Source organism: Collinsella sp. i05-0019-G5, from assembly GCF_042851345.1.
Lineage (GTDB): Bacteria > Actinomycetota > Coriobacteriia > Coriobacteriales > Coriobacteriaceae > Collinsella.
Genome location: NZ_AP031421.1, coordinates 760,261 through 783,230, shown reverse-complemented (window position 1 = coordinate 783,230; position 22,970 = coordinate 760,261). Strand labels below are relative to the sequence as shown.

Below are 22,970 nucleotides of genomic sequence, written 5' to 3'. Positions count from 1 at the left end.
TACCAAGCAAGCAGGGAAGGCCAAAACCTCCCCTGCTTGGGATCAAAACCGCTCTATGTAAGGCGGCCAATTAGGCCTGTACGTACTTGCCGTCGGTGATGACGTACGCCGTGGGCTCCTTCTGGACCTGGCCCTTATCGTTCCAGGTGAGCTTGCCGGTCAGACCGTCAACGGTAATCTTGAGCATAGCCTTGGACAGCTTCTCGGCGGCCTCGGTCGGGTCGGCGTCGACACCAAGACCGGCCTCCTTGAGGGCCTCGGCCACCGCGTGCACGCCGTCGTAGGCGTCGGCGGCAAACTGGTCGGGGGTATCGCCGTACTTATCCTTGTAAGCGTTGACGAAGTCGGCGTTCTTCTCGTCGTCGGCGGAGAACGGGGTCATGAGCAGCAGACCCTCGGCAAGAGAGGTATCGAAGCCCTCAACGCCCAGGATGCCGTCCATGCCGTCGCAGCCCATCATCTTGACGTCGTAGCCCATGTCCTTGGCGTTCTTGAGCAGGACGGACGCCGGCGTGTAGTAGATCGGCGCAAAGATCATGGTGGCGCCGGCCTGCTTGGCCTTGGTCAGCTGGTTCGTAAAGCTCGTGGCGGAGTCGTCCTTAAAGGTCTCCTCGTCAACAATCTCGAGCTTGGACTCAGCGGCCTGGGCCTTAAAGGAATCTGCGATGCCCGAAGAATAGGCGTCGCCGGAGTTATAGAACAGCACGAACTTCTCGTCCGCATACTTCTGCGCCAGGAACTTGGCAGCGTTGACACCCTGGTTGGGGTCGGTGAAGCAAACCTGGAAGACGCAATCCTTGCCGTCGGTGACGTCCTCGGAGGACGCGGACGGGGTGATCATGAACGTCTTGGGGTCGTTACCACACTCTGCGGCAACGGCAACCGACGCACCCGTGGTAGTCGGGCCGACGAGGGCCTGCATGCCCCAGTCGAGCAGGGTGTTGAAGGCGTTGACGGCCTTCTCGCCATCGGCCTGGTCATCCTCGGCCTTGCTGGCAAGCGGCAGCTCCTTGGTCGAAAAATCCTTGCAGCCAAGCTCGACACCCTGGGTAACGGACTTGCCGTAGGACGCGTTGGCGCCGGTCAGCGGGCCGATGGTGCCGATCTTAAACGAAGCGTCGCTCGAAGCGGAACCGCTGTCGCCGCCGTTGGAGGAGCAGCCAGCTAGAATGGACATCGCCCCCAGACCTGCTGCGCTCGCGATAACGCTCCTGCGATTCATAACAGGGTTCAATGACTTACCGGTGAGGCTCGACATGCGGCTCTCCTCTCAAATCTCGTCGGGTTTCGGTTACCCGACAGGCCATCCTTCGCCGTGTTCGGCGTTCGCAAAATAGTAGACGCTTTAGTTGAGAAAAGTGGCGATTATTTCAACTTTTCTTTTGCTTTGTCCATTTATCCATTTTTATGCGTATTTCTATCAGTTTATGCAGTTTAGCCACTTTATTATGTGAAAGTAATGTTTCTGTTCTGTTACAAGCGCCCTTGCCCTGAATAAAACGGCCTCACCGGTCTCGTTATATGCACTTAGGCGGAGATGTACTTGCCGTCCTGGATTACATAGGCTGTCCATGCCGTCGGCACCCATTAGTGTCATGTCGTAGCTCATGTCCTTGGCGTTCTTGAGCAAAACGGACGCTGGGGTGAAATAGATCGGGGCAAAAATAAGCGTGGCTCCGACAAGGAAACTCCTGCGGTTAAGTACGTTGTTGATGCTAAGCATGGTGCCCCCCTCTTCGCTGGCCGCAGTGCGGCCGTCTTGCGGTACGGGGCAAACCTCATGGTGCAAACGTTGACAGTTTGTTACGGAGTTCCGTTTGTAGCGAGCATGTTTCCAATGTTTCCGCAGCGTTTCGGGGGTGCCGTTTTGTGCGACTCCTGTTGCCTGGCGAGCACGCGCCCTCGGTTCACGCTAGAATGCACTCAACCTTTAAGCGGTTAATCCATCCATAAGATGCACGAAGGAGCTATCTATGAGCGAACCCCTGCGCACCGTGAACGTCGGTCTGATCGGTCTGGGAACCGTCGGCGGCGGCGTGGCCCGTCTGATCAAGAGCCACCACGATGAGTACCTGGCAGCCTACGGCATCGACCTTAAGCTGACCCGCGCCTGCGCGCTTGCTTGGGAGCAGGCCGAGGCGGCAGGCATTGAGCGCGAGGCCTTTACGAGTGACTGGCACGACGTCGTCAGCGACCCCGCCGTCGACATCGTCGTCGAGCTGATCGGCGGTGAGCATCCCGCAACCGAGATCTTCACCACTGCCTTTGAGCACGGCAAGCACGTCGTCTCTGCCAACAAAGCCCTACTGGGCCGTCACGTCGAGACGCTTGCCGAGAAGGCACGCGCGTGCGGCGTGCAGATTAAGTGCGAGGCCAGCTGCGGCGGCGGCATCCCCATCGTGAGCACGCTTGAGCACGACCTGGTGGGCAACAAGATCCTGACCATCGCCGGTATTCTCAACGGTACCACCAACTACATCCTGTCGCGCATGGACGCCGAGGGTGCCGATTACGCCGACGTGCTCGCCGACGCGCAGGCCAAGGGCTATGCCGAGGCCGACCCGTCCGCCGACGTCGACGGCTTCGACGCCGCCAGCAAAACGGCGATCCTCGCCTCCATCGGCTTTGGCACCCGTGTGACCACCGACGACGTATACCAGCAGGGCATCCGTACCATCGGCGCCGAGGACATCGCCCAGGCACGCGAACTCGGCTACACCATTAAGCTGCTCGGCATCGCCCGCAACACCGACGCCGGCGTCGACGTCCGCGTGCATCCCACGCTGATCCCCGCCGACCACATGCTCGCCAAGGTCAACGGCGCCATGAACGCCGTCTACGTGGTGGGTGACGCCGTGGGCGAAACCATGTTCTACGGTGCCGGCGCAGGCTCCTTCCCCACCGCGAGCGCCGTCGTAGGCGATATCCTGTCGCTCTCCGAGCAGATCAGCCGCGGCGTGACTCCGCTGCCCGAGATTGAGCCCTATGGTCACAACCTCGCCTTTAAGCCCATGGACGAGCTCCAGACCAAGTACTATGTGCGCCTGAAGGTCGCCGACCGCGTGGGCGCCCTGTCCGAGACGGTCGATATCTTTGCCAAGCACAACATCTCGATCTCGCTCATCAACCAGGTCGAGGACGGCAAGTCGGGCGTCAGCGATGCCTGCTCGGTCATCTTCCTAACGCACCGCGCGCTCGAGAAGGACGTCCAGGCTGCCGCCGCCGAGCTTGCCAGCGTCGACTGCGTGGCCGAGGTCGCCAACGTCCTGTGCATCGAGGACGTCGAGGCCTGGACCGAAGGCGTCATGGCCAACTAACTCATCAATCGCCTAGCAATACGCGCTTTGAGGGCTCCCGTCCGATGTGGGACGGGAGCCCTTTTGTCTCCTGCCCTAAGCACAACGGCAGAGCACATTTGCGCGAGCCGCTCATCGGTAACGCGGGCTACCGTTCACCGATATGCAAACGCGGCCGATTCCGGCTACCGCTACGCTGTGCTGCGTACGTCCACCCCCGAAGAATGGAGGCACCATGTTGCTCGAGGGCAAGAAAGCAATCGTCACCGGAGGCACGCGCGGTATCGGCTATGCCATCGCCTGCCGTTTTATCGAGGAGGGTGCCGCCGTCACCGTCTTTGGCTCGCGCCAGGAGACTGCCGATGCAGCCGTTGAGAAGCTGACAGCCGTCTATCCCGACGCCAAGGTCTGGGGCCGTTCCTGCGACCTCACCTCGCTCGAGGCCGTGACCGAGGCCTTTACCCAGGCTGCAGCCGACATGGGCGGTCTCGATACGGTCGTCAACAACGCCGGCATCTCCCAGCGCTCGCCCCTTTTGGACTATACAGCCGAGGAGTTCGCCAAAGTTATGGACCTCAACGTCGTCGCCGTCTTTAACGGCCACCAGGCTGCTGCCAAGATCATGACCGAGGCCGGCCACGGCGGCACCATCACTACCACAAGCTCAATGGTCGCCAAGTACGGCCAGCCTACCGGCGTCGGTTACCCCACGTCCAAGTTTGCCGTCAACGGCATGGTCCAGTCGCTCTCGCGCGAGCTCGCCCCCATGGGCATCCGCGTCAACGCCGTTGCCCCTGGCGTGACTAAGACCGACATGGTCGCTAACCTGCCCGAAGAGGTCATCAAGCCCATCATCGCCACTATTCCGCTCGGCCGCATGGGCGAGCCCGAGGACATCGCCAACGCCTTCGTTTTCCTAGCGAGCGACATGTCATCCTATGTCACGGGCGCCGTGCTCCCCGTCGACGGAGCCGCCCGCTCCTAAGGGACCACAAGCCTCAGCTCCCAGCCTCAACATAGTCCAACAAAGAAGGCGCGCCGTCTGCATCAACTGCAGGCAGCGCGCCTTCTTCTGTTTGAAAGGGAAGCTGTGTCCCGCAGTCCCGACTCAGACCGGGACGCAGCTTCCCTCAGGGCCATGTTTCGGAAAGAGCGCCCCGTTTTGAACGCCGATTCTGGGATACCGTTTCCGCAACGGGTCTCTCGCGGAAACTGCATCCCACTCTGAGCGCCCATTCCGGGACACAGTTTCCCAACGGCCCCCGTTTCGGAAACCACATCCCGTTCCGAGCCTTCAAAGCGGGACGCGGCTTCCCCGAGAGAGTATCGACTACTTGCCGTCGTCGTCCTCGGCTTCTTCTCTTGCATAGAGCTCCAGCATGCGGCGGCGGTATTCGCGCACGGCGAGCTTGGCGCGCTCCAGGCGGCGACGCTCGCGCGGGGTCAGCTCGGACGGGTCGACCTCATCACCATAGGTCTTATCGGCAAGAAGATGCGCCGCGTCCACGATGCGGGCATCGATGTGGCCGCTCGCCGCCTCGGCGGAAAGACGCTCGGCAATCGTATCGAGCGTAGGCAAGCCCTCGAATACGCGACCATGGCCATGCGAAGTCAGCAGCTCGTGCTCACGTGCGAGCAGGCTCGCCAAATCGTGATGGGCGCGCAGGATGTCGAGCGCATCGGATGGATGCTCGGCAACTTCTGCCACGGCGGCGACCGGCGCGGCGTCGACCACGCGGTAGAAGAGCTGCGCGAGCAACGGCATCAAGAACACCGTGATGGCACCGGCAGCAACCATGACCGACGCAATATCTTGCGACAGCGCGCCCGCGTTGACGGCAACGCTTGTCACGGCAACGATGATCGGCAGGGCCGTGGTGCAGTACAGGGCCACGGTAATGCGACCATACGCCGACACATCACGCGTCGCAGGACAAATGCTCATAGAAATAAGAATGGGCACGGCACGAATAATCAGCAACGCCACGATAAAGCCCACGAGCAGACCCGGGCGCGACGCCACGGCCGTCAGATCGATCTTTGCGCCCGATACGGTAAAGAACACCGGAATCAAAAAACCGTAGGCCAGGCCGTCGAGCTTGGTCTCGAGCGTATGGTTGCCCTCGGGGATGATGTAGCGCAAGACAAAGCCAGCGGCAAAAGAACCCAACACGATGTCGAGATCAAAGACGGCCGAGAACGCCACGAGCGTGACCAGGATGAGCACCGTCAGGCGCACGAAGGTCTGCGACGTGGTATCGGCGCGTTCCTCGACAAACGCAAAGAAGCGGCTGCCGACGCGCTTGGAGCGGCTCGGGACCACGGCCAGCAACACGCAGACCACCGCAAACAAGCCAAGGATTACAAGCGTTTGGATGCCGGTGCGGGCAGACAGCAGCACCGACATGGCAAGCACAGGGCCGAGCTCACCCCAGGTGCCATACGCGAGAATCGAGTCGCCCACGCGCGTGCCGGTGAGCGAGCGCTCACGCATGATGGGCACGAGCGTACCGAGCGCCGTCGAAGTGAGGGCAAGCGTCACGGCGATACCGTCGAAATGACTTACCGAGAACCACGGGGTAAAGCGCACGGCAAGCCAGGCGATACCAAACGTGACGGCCCACGTCGCCAAGCCGTAGCGCCCCTCGACGCCCGTGATGCTCTTGGGGTCGATCTCAAAGCCGGCAAGCAGGAACAAAAAGGCCAGGCCCAGCTCGGACACAAGCGAGACCTCAGCATCTACATGGATGACGCCGAGCATATGGGGTCCCAGCACCGCGCCGAGCACGAGCAAAAAGACCGTCTCGGGAACAGGTTTTCCGGGAATCGCCGAGGCGATGAAGGGACTCGCAAAGGCCACGAGTGCGATGATGGCGAGCGAAACGAATGCCATGTGATGCCTTTCTCTTGTTTGCGCTTCACTGTAGCACCCTCGCCGTCCTCAACGCGCCGCGAGCTGTCGTATCATAGTGAGGTTTACAAACATGTGGCTCAAGGCGACCGCAGGGCAGACCCCGCAAACCGACCGCTGCCGCATACCGTACCGTACGCCCAACCGATCAGGAAGGCAGGAACCAATGGTCTCTCGTATCTACGTGGAGAAGAAACCCGGGTTCGACGTCGAGGCTCAGCAGCTCAAGGGCGAGCTGACCGAAATTCTCGGCATCAAGGGCATCGAGGCCCTGAGGATCATCAACCGCTACGACGTCGAGGGCATCGACGAGGAGCTTTTCCGCTCCTGCGTGCCGACCGTCTTTAGCGAGCCCCAGGTCGATGTGACCTACGACGAACTCCCCGCAAGCGATGGCGCCGTCTTTGCCGTCGAGTTCCTGCCTGGCCAGTTTGACCAGCGCGCCGACTCCGCCAGCGAGTGCGTGCAGCTCATCAGCCAGGGTGAGCGCCCCGCCGTGCGCTCCGCCAAGGTCTATATGATCTCGGGCGCTCTGGACGAGGCCGCCATCGATGCCATCAAGCACTACGTGGTGAACCCCGTCGAGGCTCGCATCGCCTCGCTCGACCTGCCCGAGACGCTGTACATGGAGACCCCCGAGCCCCAGCCCGTCGAGGTGCTCGACGGCTTCCGCGAGCTCGACGAGGCCGGCCTTGCCGCCTTTATCGCCGATCGCGGCCTTGCCATGGACGAGGCAGACATCGCCTTCTGCCAGCAGTACTTCCGCGATGAGGACCGCGACCCCACCATCACCGAGATCCGCGTAATCGACACCTATTGGTCCGACCACTGCCGCCACACCACTTTCGGCACCGTCCTGGACGACGTGACGATCGACGACGCCGTGGTGCAGCAGGCCTTCGACCGCTACATGGAGATGCGCCATGAGCTCGGTCGCGACGCCAAGCCCGTCTGCCTCATGGACATGGGCACCATCGGCGCCAAGTACCTTAAGAAGACCGGCGTCATGACCGATGTCGATGAGTCCGAGGAGATCAACGCCTGCACCGTCAAGGTGAAGGTCGATGTCGATGGCGAGGACCAGGACTGGCTATTCCTCTTTAAGAACGAGACCCACAACCACCCGACCGAGATCGAGCCCTTCGGCGGTGCCGCCACCTGCGTGGGCGGCGCTATCCGTGACCCGCTCTCGGGCCGCAGCTATGTGTACCAGGCCATGCGCGTCACCGGCGCCGGCGACCCCACCGTCCCGGTTTCCGAGACGCTCGAGGGCAAGCTGCCGCAGCGCAAGCTCGTGACTACTGCCGCCGCCGGCTACTCCAGCTACGGTAACCAGATCGGCCTTGCCACCGGTCAGGTCAACGAGCTCTATCACCCCGGCTACGTGGCCAAGCGCATGGAGGTCGGCGCCGTCGTGGGCGCTACCCCGGCAAACCACGTGCGCCGCGAGTGCCCCGCCCCCACCGACAAGATCATCCTGCTGGGCGGCCGCACCGGCCGTGACGGCATCGGCGGTGCCACCGGCTCCTCCAAGACCCAGAACACCGAGTCCATCGAGACCTCGGGCGCCGAGGTCCAGAAGGGCAACGCCCCGGTCGAGCGCAAGCTGCAGCGCCTCTTCCGCCGCGGCGACGCCTGCCGCCTGATCAAGCGCTGCAACGACTTTGGCGCCGGCGGCGTCTCGGTCGCCGTGGGCGAGCTTGCCGACGGCCTGTATGTCGACCTGGACACCGTGACCAAGAAGTACGACGGCCTGGACGGCACCGAGCTCGCTATCTCTGAGTCCCAGGAGCGCATGGCCTGCGCCGTCGCCGACGGTGACGTCGAGGAGTTCATGGGCTACGCCGCCGAGGAGAACCTGGAGGCGACCGTTATCGCCGAGGTTACCGCCGAGCCGCGCATGCGCATGGCCTGGAACGGCGTCGCCATCGTCGACCTGTCCCGCGAGTTCCTCAACTCCAACGGCGCACCCAAGCACCAGGTCGCCCACGTGTGCGCCCGTAGCGTGTGGCAGCCCAGCTGGGCCGGCACCACGCTCGGCGAGCGCATGACCTCGCTTGTCACCGATCTTAACGTCGCCTCCAACAAGGGCCTTTCCGAGCGCTTCGACTCCACCATCGGTGCCGCGACCGTGCTCATGCCCTTTGGTGGCAAGACGCAGCTCACTCCGAGCTCTGCCATGGTCGCCAAGTTCCCCGTGGACGGCGAGACCACCACGGCGAGCGCTATGGCATGGGGCTTCAACCCCTACCTGATGGAGGCCGACCAGTTTGCGGGCGCCTACCTGTCCGTGGTCGAGTCCATCGCCAAGCTCGTTGCCGCCGGCTTTGAGCACAAGCGCGCCTACCTCTCCTTCCAAGAGTACTTCGAGCGTCTGCGCACCGAGGCCGAGCGTTGGGGCAAGCCCATGGCAGCCGTCCTGGGCGCCCTTATGGCCCAGGTCGACCTGGGTGCCGGCGCCATCGGCGGTAAGGATTCCATGAGCGGCTCGTTTGAGGACGAAGCCGGCGAGCTCAACGTTCCGCCGACCCTGATCAGCTTCGCTGTCGCCGTGGGCCGCGCGGCGCGCGCCGTCTCCCCCGAGTTCAAGGGCCTGACGCACCGCGTTGTCCGTATCGCCCCCGCCACCTATGGCGAGGACTACCGTCCCGATGCTCAGCAGCTTCTCGCCGCATTTGACGCCGTCGAGGCGCTCACCGCCACCGGCGACGCCCTGGCCGTCTCCACGCCCGGCTACGGCTGCGGCGCCGAGAGCCTCTTTAAGATGTGCGTCGGTAACCAGATCGGTATCGAGCTTGCCGAGGATGTAGACGTGGAGAGCCTCTTCACCCCGCTCTACGGCAGCTTTATCGTCGAGCTCGCCGAGGATGCCGAGCTGCCCGAGGTCGCCGACGGCGTTGTCGTCGAGCCCCTGGGCACCACCGTCGAGGGCTATGTCATCGACACCGGCTCCGAGGTCATCGAGCTCTCCGAGCTCCAGGAGGCCTGGGAGAGCGGCATCGAGGGCGTCTTTGCCTACCGCAGCGCCGACGAGACCCCCGAGGTCGAGACCATCGACTTCCGTGCCAAGGACATCCACGTGTACAGCGGCGCCAAGATCGCCCGTCCGCGCGTGATCATCCCCGTGTTCCCCGGCAACAACTGTGAGTACGACAGCGCACGTGCCTTCCGCGCAGCCGGTGCCGAAGCCGACACCTTCGTGATCAACAACCTCACGCCCGAGGCCGTCGCCGAGAGCACCCACGAGCTTGCCCGCCGCATCCGTGCAAGCCAGATCGTCATGATCCCCGGCGGCTTCTCGGGCGGCGACGAGCCCGACGGCTCTGCCAAGTTCATCACGGCGTTCTTCCGCGCTCCCGAGGTCACCGAGGCAGTTCGCGACCTGCTCAAGGCCCGCGACGGCCTGATGCTAGGCATCTGCAACGGCTTCCAGGCCCTGGTCAAGCTCGGTCTGGTGCCCTATGGCGACATCGTCGACGCCACGCCCGATGCGCCCACGCTTACGTTCAACACCATCGGTCGCCATCAGAGCCGTCTGGTGCGCACCCGCATCTCGTCCAACCTGTCCCCGTGGCTGTCGCAGTGCAGCCTGGACGACCCCTATACCGTCGCCATCAGCCACGGCGAGGGCCGCTTTGTCGCCAATGACGAAGTGCTCACCCAGCTGATCGCCAACGGCCAGGTCGCCACGCAGTACGTGGGCGAGAACGGCAAGCCCAGCATGGATCTCTCCGTCAACCCCAACGGCTCCGCACTCGCCATCGAGGGCATCACGAGCCCCGACGGCCGCGTCCTGGGCAAGATGGGCCATGCCGAGCGTCGCGGCGACAACCTGTACCGTAACGTGCCCGAGCATGTCCCCGGCGATAAGTTCATGCCGATCTTTGAGAGCGGCGTGGCCTACTTCGCTTAAACCTTTCCCATCAGGTACAATCCCTTCGGGTAACAACACCCGCCACCGACACATCCGGTGGCGGGTTCTTTTTTACTTCGCGCATGTAGGAAGGACATCATGGAAAGCCGCAAGCCGTATCTCGCCACCCTGCCCGGACTCGTCCTGGGCTGCCTCGTCTGCTGTGCGCTCTGAGGGTCGGCTTTCCCCTGCATCAAGATCGGTTACGAGCTCTTTGGCATCCCCGCGCACGATAGCGCCTCGCAACTGCTCTTTGCAGGTTTGCGCTTCACGCTTGCCGGTATCCTGGTTATCGCCGGTATGAGTGCGGCCCAGCGCCGCCCGCTCGTCCCACAGGTACGCGATATCAAGCCCATCTTTATCTTGTCGCTCTTTCAGACCATCGGTCAGTACTTCTTTTTCTATCTGGGCCTCTCGCGCGCCAGCGCCATGTCGAGCTCCATCATCGAGGCCAGCGCCAACTTCCTAGCCATCCTCTTTGCCGCCCTGGCGTTTCGCACCGAAAAGCTCGATGCGGCCAAAGTGCTCGGCTGCGTACTGGGCTTTGCCGGTGTCGCGCTCGTCAACCTTTCGGGCGCGGATGGCACCTTTGGCTTTACGCTCGACGGCGAGGGATTTATCTTGGCCTCCACTGTTGCGGGCGCCCTGTCGACCTGCCTCATTGGCATCTTCTCGCGCGAGCATGACGGCGTCTTGCTCGCCGGCTGGCAGTTTTTAGTCGGTGGCGTGGTCCTTACCGCCATCGGGTTTTTGATGGGCGGCACGTTGTCCCCCACCGAAATCGCCCCCGCCATCGCGCTCATCATCTACATGGCGCTTATCTCCGCGGTCGCCTACTCGCTGTGGTCCCGCCTGCTCGCCGTCAACCCCGTCAGCCGCGTGTCGGTCTTTGGCTTTATGAACCCGGTCTTTGGCGTGCTGTTGAGCGCACTGCTGCTCGGCGAGGGCGCTGGCACGAGCCCCGTTGCCGTCATCGTTGCCCTGCTGTTGGTCTGCGGCGGCATCATCATCGTCAACAAACCCAAAAAAGCCTAGCGAGTTCACCTTTTTAGAGAGGATGTTCGCAAACTTTAGCTTAATGGAGCACACTGGTTCTCGTTGATTTCGTACCGAGTCGCGGCTGCAGACGCCCGTCTTGCCGCACCGCGCCTGGGCATTATGGCCGGTGGCCCCCACAAACGCAAAAAGGGGCGCACGACCATCGCAACGGTCGTGCGCCCCTTTTTCTAGCGAACCTTGATGCCGGATTTCTTTTTGGCATCCTTGATGCGATAGAGCTCCGCATCGGCAGCGCGCAGAAGCTCTTGCCACGTGTTGATCCCATCGCCGTAGCGCGCGTAGCCGATAGACATTCGAAGCGAGTAGGGTGTCTCGGCGCGCGAGAGCTCGTTATTGATCGCCGAACACAGGCGGATAATGTCGTGCTCCGTCACCCCCTTCTGCAGTACGACGAACTCATCACCGCCATAGCGCGCAATAAAGCCGCCGGACGGCGAACAGACGTCCTTGAGTACTGCGGAAACAACCTGAAGAGCATGGTCGCCCTCCACATGTCCATACTGATCGTTAATCTGCTTAAAGCCGTCGGCGTCCATCATGAGCAGATACACATCTTCGGCCTGATCCACATTTGAGAAGAGCGACAGCATATAGGTCTCAAAACGGTTGCGATTGTTGAGGCCAGTCAACGGGTCGGTCGAGATGAGCTGCTCCTGGCAGATGATATAGAGCAGCAACATGCTAATCATTATGCCGACACAAAGGCCAGGCACCGAGTATACGATCTGAAAGGTACCGCCCACCAGGGCCGGAATGGCGAAAAATGCCAAGGTTCGATAGACAGCCTTCGTCTGCAGGCTCTCGACCCTGCGAGATTGCACAAACGCATGCAGGGACGTATGTATAACGTAACAGTAGCTGACAATGGGCTGGATCATATAGGCAAAGCCGCGACGATACACGCCCTGCGAATCGATATAGAACAGGGCGTGCGTCCAGTAACTGGTAAAAGCCAGCACGACCACCAGAGCCGTAGGCAACGTTACAAGCACCACCCTATAGCGCGAGGTCACAAGGTGAGAGCCTTGCATCGTCTCGGAATAGATAAACCAAATGAGACACGCGATGGCGAAGAGCGAAAACGAAACCGCGTTGGAAATCCAGTTGGCTGCAATGCCCAACGTGCCGTCCGCACCATCCGAAAGCGTCCAGATCATATCGAAGAAAATGTAGGCAGCAGACGTGTAGCCCAGCATGCTAAACAAAAGCTGCTGGGTGCTCGAGAACAGGGAGCGACGGCTTCGTACGGCAAGCCCGATAAGAACAATCATGCATAGCAGGAATATCTCAATCTTGAGTGCCTTAACCACTAGACGCCCTCCCTTCAATATCCAAGTGGTCAGAATCGCCCGATTCGTGTCTGGGCAATAAACGCCCCTTTCTCCGCAGGGGTAAGGGGAATAATAGCAGAGCGCCCGAACGTCACTGCAAGACAGCTCTCGTTCGGGCGCTCAAACGGCGCGAGTTGCACGCCGGAATCATTGATGGGTATCGATTGCTACTCGCCATCGATGTCGGTCGCGACAGCCTCTTCGATGGCCTCGACACCGGCAGGCGACAGGTCTTCCTTGCCCTGGCAGAACTTCTTATCGACCCAGCCGGTCAGAATCGGGGCCATGATTGCCGTGATGATGACGGCAGTGGCGATCTGCGCATACGCGGTGGGCGCAAGCTCGGCATAGCGCGGAGCGACCTCGGCGAGGGCGACCGGCGTGGTCATGGCCGTGCCGGCAATGGTGGAACATGCCACAGCCGCCTTACCATTGCCGCCACACAGGCGCTCGAAGGCAAAGGTAATGGGACCGACGATAAAGAGCGTGATGAGGCCCAGCAGGATGCCCGAAATGCCACCGGCGATGAAGCTCGAAAGGCTCATGGACGCACCGAGCTGAAAACCAATTACAGCGATCGCGGGATTGGCGCCGGGAACCAACAGGTTCTTGATAAACGGGAACAAGTTGCCCAGGACCATGCCGATAACAAGCGGCAGGATGGATCCGATGATGGTGCCGACGGGGATGTTGGCGAGACCCGAAACACCAAGGATGATCATCGTGACGGCGGGGCCGGCCGTAAAGAACAGGATACCGACAGCGCCCTGCTCGGACTCGTCGCCGAACTCGCCCATGATACCCGTGTAGAGCGCCATGTTGCAAAACGTAATGCCGCCGATGATTGAGACCGAGCTCAGGCCCAAAAGGTTGTCGTTAAAGAAATACGCAACGCCCAGGCCCAGCGCGGCTGCCACCACAAGCTTAGGAATCAGCACGACGATGCCGGTCTTGATGGCACCCGGTGTGGACTTAAAGCTGATGCCGGCGCCCACAAACAGCAAGATCGCGGCAACGATGGTGTTGGAGCCGCCGCGGCAGGCTGCCGTAAAGAAGCCGCCGATCTCAAAGACCTGTGGGCAGAAGGTATTGAGCAAAAGGCCGACGATCATCGGGTAGATCATGATGTCACCCGGGGTGCGCGGTACCTTGAATTTCTTTTGCTCGTTGGCGGTCGCTCCCTGTGCCATGAAACCCCCTTTTCCGCTGACGCAGAACAAAAGCCCACGTCACGCTTTGCTACAGTAAAGTTTGACCATGGTACCAGAAGAAGCAGACCGCCTCGGTGGGAAATTGGATTCGTTGGCCGGAATGAAAACGCGTCCTGCTCTTATACGAGGCTCAAAACGATATAGAGCACGATGCCCGAAACACAGCACCATAGCATCGACTTTGTCTTGATTGCCACCGCCACGACGCCGGCAGCCGCAATCCAGGGAATCAAGCCCTGCCACAAGCCGGCGTCAAAAGCGCCAGGGCTTATCAAATCGTTAGCAACCAGTGCCGCGAAGGCGGCGGGCGGGATATAACCCAAGGCCTCGGTAACGCGGGGCGACAGCGTTCTCCCGCGCAAAGCAAACGCCGGGGCAATGCGGAAAAATGCGATAGCCGCCCATGACGACAGCCACAGGACCAAAAACTCATTAACGGGCATCGCAAGCGCCCCTTCCTTCGGCGAGAGCATCGCACGCAAGCGCCGCGACAACGCCGACGAGCACGCTTACCGGCACGGCGATATTCGTCCACCCCAAGAGCTTGCATATGGCGACGGACACCGCAGCCAAAACGGCAGCTACGATATTGCCGCGCGACAGTCGCTGCGAAAAGAGCAGGCAGATAAAGAGCGATGTGCAGACAAAACCCGCAATAGCGGTGGGAACATCGACAACGGCGCCGACGATGGCGCCCATCGTACACGAAACGCCCCATGTTGCGATGAGGATCACGTTGAGCACAAAGGACTCGCGCGGGCCCCAATCCTCCCCTTCAACCAACTTGGCAAGCGAGATGCCATATGCCTCCTCGGTAAGTGTCGCGGCAACAGCCAGCGTCTGACGCTTCGAGGCACCCCTCAGATGCGGTGCGATCGATGCCGAGTAAAGCGCAAAACGCGAGGAGATGGCGGCAACGCTCGCGACGATCGATGCTGCAGGCACACCCGCCAGCCACAGGTTGCAGATCATAAACTGGCCGCTGCCCGTCACAAACGTACTGCTTAGAGCAAAGACCATCCAGGGCTCCATTCCCGTCTGCCCCATGATCATTCCGCACGGCGCGCCTATTGCAACATAGGTAAGCATCACCGGCCAGACGGTTCTAACGATTTTGAGCACCATACGTTTCTCATCCTGACAAGGTCTCCGAGCCGCATGTAGCGACACGGCAGAATCATCATCCGGCAGCAACCGAGTTCACCTACAATTGCCACCGGATCGAAAGACACAACTTTTTAGGAAGTCATTATGACAGCTATCGATCGAGACCGGGCGCGCGCGGCCTTCAAAAGCTACACCGATGCCTACGACGCCACCAACCCACGCATCGCGCTCAAAATCGAGCATACGTACCACGTGGCCGAGGCATGCGATGCCGTAGCGCGCGAGCAGGGCTGGTCGTCAGAAGATATTGACCTGGCATGGCTTTGCGGCCTGCTACACGATATGGGCCGCTTTGAGCAGCTGAGACGCTGGGACACCTTTAAGGACGCCGAGAGCATGAGCCATGCGGCGCTGGGCATCGAGGTCCTCTTTGGCGAGAATCCCGCCGATGCACCCGCCGTAACGAGCATCCGCGACTTTATCGATGACCCGGCAGAAGATGAGCTCATCCGAGCGAGCATTGCCTATCACAGCGATTTCCGTCTACCCGCGCAGCTCGACGTGCGCACGCGAAGCTTCTGCGATATCGTGCGCGATGGTGACAAGATCGACATTATGCGCACCATCGCCGACAGCACCGTCGACACCATCCTCAAGGTGGACGAGAAGACGTTTCTCGGCAGCCGTTTCTCGTCGCCGATACTTGCCGCCTTTGACGAGCACCGCTGCGTCGCACGCGATGAACGCAACGAGCCCGCCGACTTCTTGGTGGGACTCATCTGCTTTATGTTTGAGCTCGTCTATCCAGCAAGCCGCGCGCTGGCGCGCGAACAGGGCGATATCCACCGCCTGCTCGACGCGCCCTTTGGCATCACGCGGCCCTTTACCGACCCCGCCACGCAGGCAACCTGGAGCCGCCTAAAGGACGAGATGCGCGACTGGCTGGCGCGCGCCTAGCGCTCAAGCTGGGCCAGCAGCTCCTCGACGACCTCGACGGCATCCCCAACAACCTCGTACTGGGCAGCACCAAAAATGGGGGCATCCGGGTCCTCGTTGATGGCGATGATGCACTCCGCCCCACCGATGCCGGCAAGATGCTGGATGGCGCCCGAAACACCGATACTCACGAGAAGCTTGGGCGAAACCGATACGCCGGTCTGGCCAATCTGATGGCGATACTCCAACCAGCCGGCCTCCACGACAGGTCGCGTGCAACCAAGCTCGGCTCCCAGGGCCTCGGCAAGCCTTCGCATCAGTGGCAGGTTTTTCTTGGAACCAATGCCGCGACCCACCACGACCAGGCGCTCGGCATCGGCGATCGAAGCCTGCTGCCCCCACTCCTCGGCGGGAATCGAAATCTCGACACGAGCCCTGGCGTCTTCCGCAAGCATCACCTGGGTGATCGTGCCGGAACGGCCGTAGTCGAAGTCGGGAGCCTTAAAGATACCGGGGCGCACCGTTGCCATCTGGGGACGATGATTGGGGCAGACAATGGTGGCCATCAGGTTGCCGCCAAACGCCGGACGCGTCTGTTGCAGCAGTCCCGTCTCCGTATCCATCGAAAGTACGGTGCAGTCAGCCGTAAGGCCCGTCTGCAAACGCACGGCAACGCCGGGTGCCAGTTCGCGGCCAAAAGCGGTCGCACCGTATAGGATGGCCTCGGGTTTGCGTTCGGCTACCAAATCGCAGATCAAGCTGGCGTAGACCTCCGCATCGTTTTGGCGCAGGCGCTCGTCGCGACAGGCCAGGACTTCGTCGGCGCCCGCGCAAACCAGATGCTCCAGGTCACCGAGAGAACCCTCGGGGCCCATGCCGGCCAGTGCCACCAGACGGCAGCCACGAGCATCGGCAAGCTCGCGGCCCTTGCCCATAAGCTCATAGGCAACGGGAGTCACCGTATCGTGCTCGTCGGTCTGCACGAATACCCAAATGTCTCGATACGCATCGAGGTCAACCGCGCCGGCGGTCTCGTCACGCTCGATCGAGATAGCGTTGACAGGGCAGGCGTCGACGCACCCACCGCATAGGATGCAGCCGTCGGTTACGCGGGCGCATCGGCTGGGTCGTTCGCCTTCCACTACGATGCCGCCCGAGGCACAGGCGCGAACGCAGCGACCGCAGCCGACACAGGCTTCGCTATCGATAATCAGTCCGCTCATCTATGCCATCCCCTCGATAATCTTGGCAAGTTTTACCGCCTGCTCGGACGCCGTTCCCTCAACGGCCTCGCACGTTTGGTCACGGTCGGGCACAAACGAGCGCACGACCTGTGTCGGCGACCCGGCAAGACCGCAACGCGCGGGGTCGGCGTTCACGTCGGCGGCACTGACCACGCGCACGTCCGCCTCCTCCGCCGCGCGAATACCGGCAATACTCGGCATACGCAACTGGCCAATCTCCTTGGCAGTCGTCATCGCGCACGGCATCTCAAGATACACCGTCTCCTCGCCGGCATCGCATCCGTGAATGAGCGCCAGCGAGCCACAGGTCGTAAAGCCCGCGCTCTGCACGCAACTCACGTCGGTCACGCAGGGAATCTCAAAGGCACCGGCAAGCTCGGGACCAATCTGGGCCGTATCGCCATCCACCGCCATCTTGCCGCAGATGAGCAGGTCGAAGTCCTCGTCGAGCGCCTCGATGCCGCATTTGAGAGCATAGGTGGTCGCCAGGGTATCGGCACCTGCAAAGGCGCGATCGGTCAGCAGCAGCGCGTCGTCGGCGCCTCGGGCGATGCAGTCGCGCAGCAGCGACTCGGTCGCGGGGATGCCCATCGACACCACCGTCACGCGCACATCCATGCCAAAGCCGATAAAGTCGTCCTTCAGCGCCAGCGCGCATTCCAAAGCGCTCGCATCAAAGGGATTAATGACCGCCTGCTTGCCATCGCGCACGATGGTATTGGTCTTGGGGTCCATCTTGACCTCGGTGCTGCCCGGCACGGCCTTGACGCACACCACCATATGGAAATCGCTCATCTTCACGCGCCCCCTTTCTGGACGAGCTCATCCAAGAGCTTCTCCGAAAACAGGTTGCCGCGACCCAGCTGCCCGTCGGGATCGAGCTGGAGCTTGAGCCGCGCCGACTCGACCATGGCCTCGTGACCGTACATCGTCTCTAAGAAGCCCGCCTTGATCTTGCCGACGCCGTGCTCGGCAGAAACGGCACCGCCCATAGCCGTTACCTCCGCAGCCCACTGGGCAAACAGCTCGCCACCGCGACGGTAGTCCTGCGCATCGCGCGGCAGGATGTTCACATGCAGATGGTTGTTACCGATGTGCCCCCAGGCAGCAGATTCAAGCCCGCTTTCGGCCAGTGTGCGGCGATAGAGGGCCACGACATCGGCAAGGCGTGCATTGGGCACCGACATGTCCGAACCCAGTTTGGTGATGGTGGGATCCGTGCGGCGACGCTCGTCGATAAGCATGTTGACGCTCTCGGGGACCGCATGGCGGAAGAACCGCTGGCACTCGCGATCAACCTCGGTGCGCGCGACCCATGTCGCATCGTCGCGGCCACCCGCAAACTCGAGCACCCATCCCAGGTGGTACAGTTCCTCGGTCGCCTGGGCCTCGTCATCGCAGTCGAGCTCCACGTAGACACAGACCTTGGCCTCTTTGTCGAGCGCCGGCAGCGAGGCAAACGCCGTCGACTGCTCGCGCTGGCGACGTAGAATATCCAGGGCGCCAGCGTCGAAGTACTCGATGGCAGCCGCATGGGACAGGACGGGACGCATGGAATCGGTAAAGGACACGGCCTTGTCTTCGCTATTGAAAAAGCAGCTCACACCCCAAACGACCGCAGGCGCCGCCTGCAGGGCAATCTCGAGCTCGGTGATAACGCCGAGCGTGCCGCAAGCACCGATAAAGAGGTCGATGGCGTCCATTTCGTCCGCAACGAAATAGCCTGAGGCATTTTTTGTCTTGGGCATGGTATAGCCGGGAAGATCGAGCTCGAGCGTACGGCCCACTGCCGTCACGAGCGACAGGTGGCGGCCCTGGGCAAAAGCCTCGCCGCGCTGAAGCTCAAGCAAATCGCCATCAGCCAGCGCGACGTGGAGTCCCGTGATATGTGGGCGCATGGGACCGTAGGCGTAGCTGCGGGCACCAGAGGCGTTACATGCCGCCATGCCGCCCAGACAGGCAGATGCCTCGGTGGGATCGGTGGGAAAGAACTGCTCGGGGGCCTCTTGGAACTCCTCGTAGGCCTCAAGCGATGCCTGGTCCCAACCAGCAGTCGGCAGCACCTTCTTGCTCAGCTGCTTGCGCAGCTCCGAGAGCACAACGCCCGGCTCCACGCGCAGCAGAAATTGGCCTTGTTCATCGCGGCGAAGGCCCAAGTAGCGATTCATACGGGAAGTATTGAGGATATGCCCGCCGTGGGGCACGGCACCGGCGGCAAGGCCGGTTCGGGCGCCCTGAACCGTTACCGGGACACGCTCGGCATGGAGCTTTTCCAAAATGGCACGGACCTCGTCTTCCGTTGTCGGAAACGAGATGCTCGAGGCCTCGCCCGATGCGCGAGACTCATCGCGACCATACTCTTCGAACTCGTCGGTGAAGGGTTTGATGGTTGCAGACACGCGAACTCCCCCTTTAGCTAACTACAGTGTTTGCAGGGAGATGTTACCGCATCGTTTCGTCGACGTGTTCGAGACCGTCTCCATAATTGGCGATTTTTACGTTCGTGCAATTCGGCGAGCGGCTTGATTTCCTCGGCAGACGATGCTTTTGACACATATGGCCCCGCCGTCGCCGACCGCGCGATTGTCGCTTGAAAAAAGTTGGAGTATTTTTTGCCGCCTTTTACCTGCGGAGACACCAATCCGTCAAGCATTTGGTCAGCAATTGGTCAAGTAGTGGCTGATACCGTCGGCATCGACAGCCAAAACCGACAGAAGTTTTGGCCCCAGAAGCAGGGAGGTTCCCATGGCATATTACTGGCCCCAGTACGGCATCGTCATCGAAGTCGACGACGATCCCCATCTCCTGCCTTTCGACGAAGAGGCATTCCCCGATACGACGGTCTACCACGTTACCACCGATGTGATCTGCGACCCCGAGTCGTTCTCGGCGCTCGCCCACCGCATCGCGCATATCCACGACATCGAGCTCCCTCCCGACTTCGACGAGCTTGTCTACTCACGCCGCCTGATGCTTCACATGCTCTTTGGAGCGAACCCGTCCACCTTTGCGCGCATCTATACCGCCAAGGATGCCGCATGAGCGCGAAGAAGCCACCCCACTTTGCAGGCCTGGGTCGTCACAAGAAGCTCATCCTTGCCTGTTTGGCCATCGTCTGTGCCCTTGTCGCCGTAGGACTATACGCTTGGCAGTCGCAGCCCGTACCCGAGGCGGGCGCTTCGGTTACGACGGCCGAGGGCAAAACGCGTCAGGAAATCCAAGATGAGCTCGACGCCATCGTCCGCGACAACATGATGACGATTTCGGTCGCACCGGTCGCTCAGCTGCAGGAGGACGGCAAGCTGCGCGTCAACGTGCAAAACGTCCAAGACAATAAATTTCCCCAGCGATTCCGCGTCATCCAAAACGACGAGACCATGTACGAATCCGGTGTGGTCGAGACCGGCAAGACAATCGAAACGTGCCCCGCCGGCGACATCAAAGAAGGCGAGGCGTACATCGAGATCCAGGCACTCGATGCCAAGACCCTCGACAGCCACGGCAATCCGACACGTGTCAAGGTGCGGGTTGAGCAAGCCGAGAACTAGCTTTTCCGGCCGACGCGGCACCGCACGCAATTCACCAGCATTCGTCCAATCATCGCGGGGACGGCCCGCGGCGAATAGAAAGGAACGACCATGGACATCACCAGGAACATGAACGGAGCCAGAGCGCTCGTCGTGGGCGCAGGGCTCGCGCTCGCGCTCGCAATGGGCGCCGCCCCGACGCCAGCTATGGCAGCCGGGCGCGTTGGAACCACGAAAGTAATGGTCAGGACCGAGATCGACAACGTTGAGTTCAAAGTTCCGACGGTTATTCCCTTCGTCGCCAAGGCCGACGGCACGCTTCAGGGCCCCTCAGAAGACGCGACCACCATCGACAATCATTCGGCCTACGGCATCCATGTCACCAACATGAAGATCGACGCCATGAACACCTGGACCATTGCTGCCGACGCCAAAGCCGGAACCGCACAGAACTCCATCGACTTTAAGGTTGGCCCCGACGGCGCGCTCCAGAACGCCAGCGCCGCAATGCAGGGGACGGGCCTCGATCTTTCCAAGAATGCAGCCTTCGACATGGGCTACCAGGGCATTGCCGGCGGCAAGGACAAAATTAAGCTCAAGACAAGCGGAAACGTCGCCCGCGTCACGCGCGACATCTTCCGCGTAACCGGCGAAGGCGATCAGGTTGCAACGATCACCTGGACGGTCGAGCCCGGTGCGCACACGGCATAAGGCTGTCGCCCTGGCCGCCGCCGTCAGCATCCTAGCGTTTGGGCCAGCCATGGCCTTTGCCCAGCAAGAACAGGCGCAGGCCGCCACGCAAGTGACGGTCGACCTCTCGGAGCTCGACCGCGGCGACCGCGAGGAACCGTTGGCGCAGACAGGCGACAGACGATGGCTCTTGGCAGCAGGCGCCACAGCAGCAGGCGCGGGGACCGCCGGCCTCGGTCTGCACATCAAACGCAGCCAGAAACAAAACACGGACAGGCCGCACTAAATTAGCTAAGGAGACCCCATGGCATCAAAGAACCTTTTGCCCGTCGTCGCACTCTGCGGCGCGCTCGCAACCGGAACGCCCGTCGCCGCTTGGGCGACTCCCGTCATGGCAGACTCCTTACCAGCAGCTCTAAGCTCCGCACCAAATCCGTCGAGCGCCATTGCGTGTAAGCGTTTTTCGATCGCACAAGCCGCAATCTCAACCTCGGGATGCCTTCGTCGTAATACGGACGGCTCGATAGTCGTGGATATCAAGCGTTCGAACAAGGCAAACGGCTCCCAGGCGGGGTGCGCCGTCTGCACGTGGCGCTCGGTTGTGCTCGATGCGGATGGCGATCCATGCAATTTAGAGCTGCGCATCGACATCGCTTCGGTCGATGACTCGGCGAACGGAGCGAAGGTCGCCTTCGACGGTACGTTTTTTGAGAAAGGAGGCGGTATATGTCTGGGCTGCGCCGCCGCGAATGCAGATGATGCGCAGCCCACCCTCTCATTCACGGCATCGTTGCGGCTGACCAAAGCCGGTACCGATGCCATCGCGGCGGGAGAAGCGTCCCTGCTGTTCTACGCCGTCAGCACCAAAGACACAGACGCTCATTTCGAGAAGCCAGCCGGATCACTCAGCCTTACACGAGGGATAGAGGCAGGCCCTATTGAAATCGATGCCCACGCGCAAAGCAGGCAACGCATTCTTGCCGACCCGGCGCTTCTCGAAATGGAGTGGAACGGATCCGGAGCCATCGGAATTCTTCCTTCCGCGCTTGACGCCAAGACGCTCCCCTCAAACGACGAACCCATCAACGCAACCATACAAGAAGAGAGCGCGGACAAAGAAGCAGGTGCGGGCGACACGCCGTCGCCGACAAACAGCGTCCCAGCTTCTTTCGAAGCACCGAATGGGCCCGCTGCCGATCCAAACGATCCCGAGTTCGCGGACAGTCTGGGGCTTGCTGATCCTCAAGAGATCGATGAAGGTAACTGCTGCGTGCTTGCCGCGCTCGACCACACGGAGGTCATCGACGCTGCGAACATCGAAGTTGCCGCCGCCAATCAGCCCGTCCGCAAGTCGGCTATCATCGCATTTCCTGAATCCATCGAAGTCGTCTTTTTGCCATCGGGCGAGGTCGTGGCCCCAACACTGCTCACCTTGTTGGGCGCCAAGAATACTCGAAACGAAATTAAAAAGGTCACGGTTGTCGACCCTGCAACCACCGCCAAGCTGCGTCTATACGCCGTTGCTCCAGACGGAGGCAAGACCTTGGAATTCGATGGTGACACACTCCTAGCTTGGCGACGTCTGGACATTATGCAAGACGTCTCGTATCAGATCGAACTCGAAGGGTTTGATCGTGCCCGCGATGCCAATATCATCGCCGCGGCTATTGAATCCCCGCAGCGGCTTATGACACTGCGCTTTGAATACTATCCCTATGTCCCGACAACCACCTGAGGCTTAAATG

The 22,970-nt window shown here is 61.3% G+C and carries 20 protein-coding genes; 9 read left to right on the top strand and 11 right to left on the bottom strand.

All coding sequences use genetic code 11. The features are described 5' to 3' along the window. Positions 1-70: 70 nt before the first annotated feature. Both ACGHIZ_RS03485 and ACGHIZ_RS03480 read right to left on the bottom strand, forming a co-directional pair. Positions 71-1,258 (bottom strand): ABC transporter substrate-binding protein, encoded by a 1,188-nt coding sequence (locus ACGHIZ_RS03485; RefSeq protein ID WP_138375195.1) that lies wholly within the window; start codon positions 1,256-1,258, stop codon positions 71-73. 162 nt (positions 1,259-1,420) lie between these two features. Continuing rightward, entirely contained in the window at positions 1,421-1,723 is a 303-nt protein-coding gene (locus ACGHIZ_RS03480; RefSeq protein ID WP_229025963.1) for a hypothetical protein, read from the bottom strand. Between the two features lie 250 nt (positions 1,724-1,973). Between ACGHIZ_RS03480 and ACGHIZ_RS03475 the strand changes: the two genes are divergently transcribed. Further along, on the top strand, positions 1,974-3,317 hold the full coding sequence (locus ACGHIZ_RS03475) for a homoserine dehydrogenase (protein ID WP_390449206.1): 1,344 nt from the start codon (positions 1,974-1,976) through the stop codon (positions 3,315-3,317). 214 nt (positions 3,318-3,531) lie between these two features. Then, positions 3,532-4,281, top strand: coding sequence for an SDR family NAD(P)-dependent oxidoreductase (locus tag ACGHIZ_RS03470; protein ID WP_390449203.1), 750 nt, complete (start codon positions 3,532-3,534; stop codon positions 4,279-4,281). A gap of 345 nt (positions 4,282-4,626) precedes the next feature. Here the strand turns inward: ACGHIZ_RS03470 and ACGHIZ_RS03465 are convergent, their stop codons facing one another. Next, positions 4,627-6,189, bottom strand: a complete 1,563-nt coding sequence (locus ACGHIZ_RS03465) for a cation:proton antiporter (RefSeq protein ID WP_196026051.1) — start codon at positions 6,187-6,189, stop codon at positions 4,627-4,629. A gap of 184 nt (positions 6,190-6,373) precedes the next feature. Between ACGHIZ_RS03465 and ACGHIZ_RS03460 the strand changes: the two genes are divergently transcribed. Beyond that, positions 6,374-10,120, top strand: a complete 3,747-nt coding sequence (locus tag ACGHIZ_RS03460; protein WP_390449200.1) for a phosphoribosylformylglycinamidine synthase — start codon at positions 6,374-6,376, stop codon at positions 10,118-10,120. A 261-nt stretch (positions 10,121-10,381) separates the two neighbouring features. Continuing rightward, entirely contained in the window at positions 10,382-11,155 is a 774-nt protein-coding gene (locus ACGHIZ_RS03455) for a DMT family transporter (RefSeq protein ID WP_390449197.1), read from the top strand. Positions 11,156-11,346: 191 nt separating this feature from the next. Here the strand turns inward: ACGHIZ_RS03455 and ACGHIZ_RS03450 are convergent, their stop codons facing one another. From ACGHIZ_RS03450 to ACGHIZ_RS03435, 4 genes are all read right to left on the bottom strand, one after another. After that, positions 11,347-12,489, bottom strand: coding sequence for a diguanylate cyclase (locus ACGHIZ_RS03450; RefSeq protein WP_225093341.1), 1,143 nt, complete (start codon positions 12,487-12,489; stop codon positions 11,347-11,349). A gap of 188 nt (positions 12,490-12,677) precedes the next feature. Next, on the bottom strand, positions 12,678-13,700 hold the full coding sequence (locus ACGHIZ_RS03445; RefSeq protein WP_225093340.1) for a 2-keto-3-deoxygluconate permease: 1,023 nt from the start codon (positions 13,698-13,700) through the stop codon (positions 12,678-12,680). Positions 13,701-13,840: 140 nt separating this feature from the next. Beyond that, on the bottom strand, positions 13,841-14,164 hold the full coding sequence (locus tag ACGHIZ_RS03440) for an AzlD domain-containing protein (RefSeq protein ID WP_225093339.1): 324 nt from the start codon (positions 14,162-14,164) through the stop codon (positions 13,841-13,843). Beyond that, positions 14,154-14,768, bottom strand: a complete 615-nt coding sequence (locus ACGHIZ_RS03435; RefSeq protein WP_390449194.1) for an AzlC family ABC transporter permease — start codon at positions 14,766-14,768, stop codon at positions 14,154-14,156. Before ACGHIZ_RS03435 ends, ACGHIZ_RS03440 begins: the two co-directional genes overlap by 11 nt. Positions 14,769-14,972: 204 nt before the next feature. Between ACGHIZ_RS03435 and ACGHIZ_RS03430 the strand changes: the two genes are divergently transcribed. Continuing rightward, entirely contained in the window at positions 14,973-15,785 is an 813-nt protein-coding gene (locus tag ACGHIZ_RS03430; RefSeq protein WP_368141091.1) for an HD domain-containing protein, read from the top strand. Here ACGHIZ_RS03430 and ACGHIZ_RS03425 read toward each other — a convergent pair. Genes ACGHIZ_RS03425 through ACGHIZ_RS03415 form a run of 3 tightly spaced genes read right to left on the bottom strand, consistent with a single transcriptional unit; the run spans position 15,782 to position 19,407 of the window. Further along, on the bottom strand, positions 15,782-16,987 hold the full coding sequence (locus ACGHIZ_RS03425; RefSeq protein ID WP_148332570.1) for an electron transfer flavoprotein subunit alpha: 1,206 nt from the start codon (positions 16,985-16,987) through the stop codon (positions 15,782-15,784). The genes ACGHIZ_RS03430 and ACGHIZ_RS03425 overlap by 4 nt on opposite strands. Beyond that, the gene (locus tag ACGHIZ_RS03420; RefSeq protein WP_055310559.1) at positions 16,988-17,803 is read right to left on the bottom strand and encodes an electron transfer flavoprotein subunit beta/FixA family protein; all 816 of its coding nucleotides are present in this window, start codon (positions 17,801-17,803) and stop codon (positions 16,988-16,990) included. A 2-nt stretch (positions 17,804-17,805) separates the two neighbouring features. After that, positions 17,806-19,407 carry an FAD-binding oxidoreductase gene (locus ACGHIZ_RS03415; RefSeq protein ID WP_161115343.1) on the bottom strand — a complete coding sequence of 534 codons (1,602 nt, stop codon included), beginning with the start codon at positions 19,405-19,407 and terminating at the stop codon, positions 17,806-17,808. A 346-nt stretch (positions 19,408-19,753) separates the two neighbouring features. On the opposite strand from ACGHIZ_RS03415, the gene ACGHIZ_RS03410 reads away from it, so the two are divergent. The 3 genes from ACGHIZ_RS03410 to ACGHIZ_RS03400 all read left to right on the top strand — a co-directional run bounded on the left by ACGHIZ_RS03410 (position 19,754) and on the right by ACGHIZ_RS03400 (position 21,246). Next, positions 19,754-20,050, top strand: coding sequence for a hypothetical protein (locus ACGHIZ_RS03410; RefSeq protein ID WP_148332566.1), 297 nt, complete (start codon positions 19,754-19,756; stop codon positions 20,048-20,050). Then, positions 20,047-20,556, top strand: coding sequence for a hypothetical protein (locus ACGHIZ_RS03405; RefSeq protein ID WP_148332564.1), 510 nt, complete (start codon positions 20,047-20,049; stop codon positions 20,554-20,556). Before ACGHIZ_RS03410 ends, ACGHIZ_RS03405 begins: the two co-directional genes overlap by 4 nt. Positions 20,557-20,646: 90 nt before the next feature. Continuing rightward, a complete protein-coding gene (locus ACGHIZ_RS03400; RefSeq protein WP_148332562.1) occupies positions 20,647-21,246 on the top strand; it encodes a hypothetical protein in 600 nt (199 codons plus the stop codon). A 31-nt stretch (positions 21,247-21,277) separates the two neighbouring features. On the opposite strand, the gene ACGHIZ_RS03395 is transcribed toward ACGHIZ_RS03400, so the two are convergent. Then, a complete protein-coding gene (locus ACGHIZ_RS03395) occupies positions 21,278-21,490 on the bottom strand; it encodes a hypothetical protein (RefSeq protein ID WP_390449188.1) in 213 nt (70 codons plus the stop codon). 39 nt (positions 21,491-21,529) lie between these two features. On the opposite strand from ACGHIZ_RS03395, the gene ACGHIZ_RS03390 reads away from it, so the two are divergent. Further along, the gene (locus ACGHIZ_RS03390; protein ID WP_368141088.1) at positions 21,530-22,960 is read left to right on the top strand and encodes a hypothetical protein; all 1,431 of its coding nucleotides are present in this window, start codon (positions 21,530-21,532) and stop codon (positions 22,958-22,960) included. Positions 22,961-22,970: the final 10 nt, after the last annotated feature.

Excerpts from the sequence above, each read along its gene's own strand:
- ACGHIZ_RS03485 (WP_138375195.1), bottom strand. The coding sequence starts at position 1,258 with ATGTCGAGCCTCACCGGTAAGTCATTGAACCCTGTTATGAATCGCAGG.
- ACGHIZ_RS03480 (WP_229025963.1), bottom strand. The coding sequence starts at position 1,723 with ATGCTTAGCATCAACAACGTACTTAACCGCAGGAGTTTCCTTGTCGGA.
- ACGHIZ_RS03475 (WP_390449206.1), top strand. The coding sequence starts at position 1,974 with ATGAGCGAACCCCTGCGCACCGTGAACGTCGGTCTGATCGGTCTGGGA.
- ACGHIZ_RS03470 (WP_390449203.1), top strand. The coding sequence starts at position 3,532 with ATGTTGCTCGAGGGCAAGAAAGCAATCGTCACCGGAGGCACGCGCGGT.
- ACGHIZ_RS03465 (WP_196026051.1), bottom strand. The coding sequence starts at position 6,189 with ATGGCATTCGTTTCGCTCGCCATCATCGCACTCGTGGCCTTTGCGAGT.
- ACGHIZ_RS03460 (WP_390449200.1), top strand. The coding sequence starts at position 6,374 with ATGGTCTCTCGTATCTACGTGGAGAAGAAACCCGGGTTCGACGTCGAG.
- ACGHIZ_RS03445 (WP_225093340.1), bottom strand. The coding sequence starts at position 13,700 with ATGGCACAGGGAGCGACCGCCAACGAGCAAAAGAAATTCAAGGTACCG.
- ACGHIZ_RS03440 (WP_225093339.1), bottom strand. The coding sequence starts at position 14,164 with ATGCCCGTTAATGAGTTTTTGGTCCTGTGGCTGTCGTCATGGGCGGCT.
- ACGHIZ_RS03435 (WP_390449194.1), bottom strand. The coding sequence starts at position 14,768 with ATGGGGCAGACGGGAATGGAGCCCTGGATGGTCTTTGCTCTAAGCAGT.
- ACGHIZ_RS03430 (WP_368141091.1), top strand. The coding sequence starts at position 14,973 with ATGACAGCTATCGATCGAGACCGGGCGCGCGCGGCCTTCAAAAGCTAC.
- ACGHIZ_RS03425 (WP_148332570.1), bottom strand. The coding sequence starts at position 16,987 with ATGAGCGGACTGATTATCGATAGCGAAGCCTGTGTCGGCTGCGGTCGC.
- ACGHIZ_RS03420 (WP_055310559.1), bottom strand. The coding sequence starts at position 17,803 with ATGAGCGATTTCCATATGGTGGTGTGCGTCAAGGCCGTGCCGGGCAGC.
- ACGHIZ_RS03410 (WP_148332566.1), top strand. The coding sequence starts at position 19,754 with ATGGCATATTACTGGCCCCAGTACGGCATCGTCATCGAAGTCGACGAC.
- ACGHIZ_RS03405 (WP_148332564.1), top strand. The coding sequence starts at position 20,047 with ATGAGCGCGAAGAAGCCACCCCACTTTGCAGGCCTGGGTCGTCACAAG.
- ACGHIZ_RS03400 (WP_148332562.1), top strand. The coding sequence starts at position 20,647 with ATGGACATCACCAGGAACATGAACGGAGCCAGAGCGCTCGTCGTGGGC.
- ACGHIZ_RS03390 (WP_368141088.1), top strand. The coding sequence starts at position 21,530 with ATGGCATCAAAGAACCTTTTGCCCGTCGTCGCACTCTGCGGCGCGCTC.